The sequence below is a fragment of the Tunturibacter psychrotolerans genome (assembly GCF_040359615.1).
GTDB classification, from domain to species: Bacteria; Acidobacteriota; Terriglobia; order Terriglobales; family Acidobacteriaceae; genus Edaphobacter; species Edaphobacter psychrotolerans.
On sequence record NZ_CP132942.1, the window covers coordinates 104904 to 105382 of the forward strand.

Sequence of the window (479 nt, forward strand, 5' to 3'; positions counted from 1 at the left end):
CGACTTTCGGTAACCACTCCTGACACTTCTGTGTCACTCCCCCCAAAAAGTTTTCCCGAGTTGGGAAAAAACCCCGCATTTTCGCGAAATTTGTGCTGACACCTTTGGACTATGGATGCTAAGCCGCAGCTAGTTGATTCTAGTGAGGAGCAAAGGAGGCCCAATAACTCTCTTATGCGATTCCATTCTCTATCGGCGAACACGTTGGCCTGATAAGAACAGCACAAAAAAGTTCTTGGTTCTCTTCGGGCTCTAGCAATACCAAAAAGTTCTCGCTCAAAAAGTCTTCGTAGAAAACAACGCACGAGATCGAAGGTGGCCACAAACCACCCGAAATTTTGCGTAAGAGCACCCGTCTGTCTGAAAAGTCTTCCTTTCTGTCATTGGTCGTCACGGAGATACGAATGTCGTCACACTGCTCCACATTTAGTCGCTCAGAGAATCACAAGTTCAGCCCGCGTTCGCTCTCACGTGTTTTC